We start from the raw sequence: 2,570 nt of genomic DNA on the forward strand, positions 1-2,570 counted from the left end.
AAAATCGATGTTGAAAAATACGTCAAATACTATAACTCAATTCGATTACATACGACCTTAAATGATATGTCGCCAATTGAGTTTGAAAGTGTAAGTAAAAAGTGTGCGGCCTAGCTTGACCAGATCATCTGGGCGTATCTATTCAGGCTGGGGGAGAAATGATCCACACAGTATGAATAGAGCATATGTAGAAATTGCAGTATCACTTTCTAATAATCAATGGCAGCTAGAACAGAAATGGTACGACATTATTTTTTCTGACGCTTTCCACCACCAAGATCAAGAGTCACTTGTTCGAGATTTACAAGAGTGGATTAGGCTTTCTGAAGATATTGAAGAGCCAGTTCTAACTACTGAAGAAAATTTACGTACTAATGTAAGTAACTTTAAACACTCTATTCAGCAAGTGATTGATAGAATTAATCAACGACAAAATGAGCTTGTTGCTCAAGCTGAAATTGACGAAGAATTATTGACTAGATTTGGATTGACCTGTTCTCAGGCTATCTTTGGAGATGGGAAAGATTCAGAGTTCCCAATGAACTTGTTTAAATCTGCAAGTTTTAACGGCAATACTGATGAAAGCAATTTATTTAAAATTAACATCCAAAAGTATCTAAAAGAGAACATAGCTAAAAATATTGAAACGAACAGATCAATTAATGAAGAGGATTGGTTGAGGAGATCCACTAAAGATAATGTTCGTGTCAACATTTTGCGAGAGGTTTTATGGTACAAAAATACTGATGTAAAAGTATACTCAAGTGCTGAAAATAATATCCTTGATTTGGCCGAATTAGCCAAAGATATGAATCATCCTGTTTTGTTTTCAGGAAACATGGATTTAAACCGTTTTCTCCGTGAAGCTCGATATAGACATGAGCTTGCCGATAAATTTGATATTTCCTTTATTGATGGCTTTGGCAATTATTACATTTGTCATGTTGGCAATGTAATAGTGTTTAGCCTTCGTTTTTCTGATGTGAATTTCAGTTTACTTACGACTAAAGATTTATTCGAATCAATAGAGTTTGGCAAAGTAGCAGATAGACAGTTTGTTGAAGTTAAATACGAAGCAAGTGAAGATGATAATAACGTAGGAGTGTTATCGTTAAATTACTGGATGAATATTAAACTTGGAGAGGGTTTGCCTTGTATAAAAACAGAAATAAAAAACAAGGGTGAAGAATAAATATTTTGACTATAAATCATATAGCTTGTAGGTGTTGAAGGTACGTGGTGCATTTAAAATAAATGGTTCCTAGTTCGTACTAATTTATATGCAGGCACGATACTATGATCCAGTCATAGGTCGTTTCTACTCGAATGATCCAGTTGGTTATACTGCTGCTAACCCTGTAATGTCCTTCAATCGTTATATGTACGTAAATAATAACCCCTATAAATATAATGATCCTGATGGGCAGTTTTTAAATGTCCTCATTGGTGGGTTAGTGGGAGCAGCTATTGAAGCAGGTACTCAACTTGCCACTTCCGGTGAAATTACTGATATGGGGAAAATAGGTGTGGCTGGTGCCGCAGGAGCTTTAACAGGTGGTCTAAACATAGCTAAAGCAGGAGGAAGTTTGCTGCAAAAAGCAACCGCAGGCGCATTTAATCAATCTGTTGAAGCTACCGCTGCTGCTGGTGGTAGTATGATTAATGATTCATTAAACGGTGAAGTGGGTAGCTTTTCTAAAGCGGGAGAAGCTGCATTATCTTCTGTAGTTGGCCCCGGAAAAGCAGTTGTTGGAGCTGTAAAAGGTAAAGCTGGTGCAATTAAACAAGCTATGGGGAAAACTGATGTTTCAGGTTCTGCAAAAGATAGTTTAACATCAACAATTAATTCTACAGGTGAAAAAATAGCATCTGGTGTAGCAGCAAATAAAATAAATGAAGAGTTGAAAGATAAATGATTGTAGATAAAGATTCTTTTATAAAAAACATTAGGCATTTTTCGCTTTTAGTTGGAAAGTGGATACTAATAATAATTGCTATTAGGCTATATGGAGTCGAAGGTTTAGAAGTTAGCAATATATTATTGAGTGCAGGGTTTGTACTAATTTCAAGTCTAGTAATTGGAGTTATATGTGCCATATATGTAGATTTTAAAGATCGAGAACCACCTAAATAATTTTATTCTGAATTCTAACCAAAGCCCCTTGTGAACTGCCCCTATACTGGTATTTCACATGGGGCGAGGGCGTTCAGAATTCTGTGTCAGCCTAAATTGCTAAATATCTAATACGCCATCTAACCTACCTTCGAAGTGGATGGCTAATTGTGACAGTGTCAGGTTCCAATTATGGATTGGCATTGTCCATTTCTTTGAGGCGTTTAATATGCCCGCATACAATAATTTCATCAAGCTATTTTCGTTAGGGAATGCGCCTTTAGTTTTGGTTAATTTCCTAAACTGACGATGCACGGCTTTGATCTGGTCAAGCTAGGCCGCACACTTTTTCCTTACACTTTCAAATTCAATTGGCGACATATCGTTTAAGCTCGTATGTAACCTAACTGAGTTATAGTATTTGATGTATTCTTCAACATCGAATTTCATGCTTTCT

5 protein-coding genes and 1 pseudogene are annotated in these 2,570 nt (G+C 36.2%); 4 read left to right on the top strand and 2 right to left on the bottom strand.

What is annotated here, in order from left to right; translation table 11 throughout:
- Positions 1-3: 3 nt before the first annotated feature.
- The 4 genes from B6K83_RS18735 to B6K83_RS18020 all read left to right on the top strand — a co-directional run bounded on the left by B6K83_RS18735 (position 4) and on the right by B6K83_RS18020 (position 2,134).
- The gene (locus B6K83_RS18735) at positions 4-114 is read left to right on the top strand and encodes an IS3 family transposase (RefSeq protein WP_408607249.1); all 111 of its coding nucleotides are present in this window, start codon (positions 4-6) and stop codon (positions 112-114) included.
- Positions 115-172: 58 nt separating this feature from the next.
- Complete coding sequence (locus B6K83_RS18010) at positions 173-1,192, top strand: hypothetical protein (protein ID WP_085286228.1); 1,020 nt, start codon at positions 173-175, stop codon at positions 1,190-1,192.
- 88 nt (positions 1,193-1,280) lie between these two features.
- The gene (locus B6K83_RS18620; RefSeq protein WP_233144090.1) at positions 1,281-1,916 is read left to right on the top strand and encodes an RHS repeat-associated core domain-containing protein; all 636 of its coding nucleotides are present in this window, start codon (positions 1,281-1,283) and stop codon (positions 1,914-1,916) included.
- Complete coding sequence (locus B6K83_RS18020) at positions 1,913-2,134, top strand: hypothetical protein (protein WP_085286229.1); 222 nt, start codon at positions 1,913-1,915, stop codon at positions 2,132-2,134. Before B6K83_RS18620 ends, B6K83_RS18020 begins: the two co-directional genes overlap by 4 nt.
- Before the next feature lie 99 nt (positions 2,135-2,233).
- On the opposite strand, the pseudogene B6K83_RS18025 reads toward B6K83_RS18020, so the two are convergent.
- Positions 2,234-2,437 (bottom strand): annotated as a pseudogene (locus tag B6K83_RS18025) (IS256 family transposase); the annotation flags it as partial.
- A gap of 9 nt (positions 2,438-2,446) precedes the next feature.
- Positions 2,447-2,563 (bottom strand): IS3 family transposase, encoded by a 117-nt coding sequence (locus tag B6K83_RS18740; protein WP_085284519.1) that lies wholly within the window; start codon positions 2,561-2,563, stop codon positions 2,447-2,449.
- Between the last annotated feature and the right edge of the window lie 7 nt (positions 2,564-2,570).

Origin of the sequence: Colwellia chukchiensis, assembly GCF_002104455.1 — a bacterium.
Lineage (GTDB): Bacteria > Pseudomonadota > Gammaproteobacteria > Enterobacterales > Alteromonadaceae > Cognaticolwellia > Cognaticolwellia chukchiensis.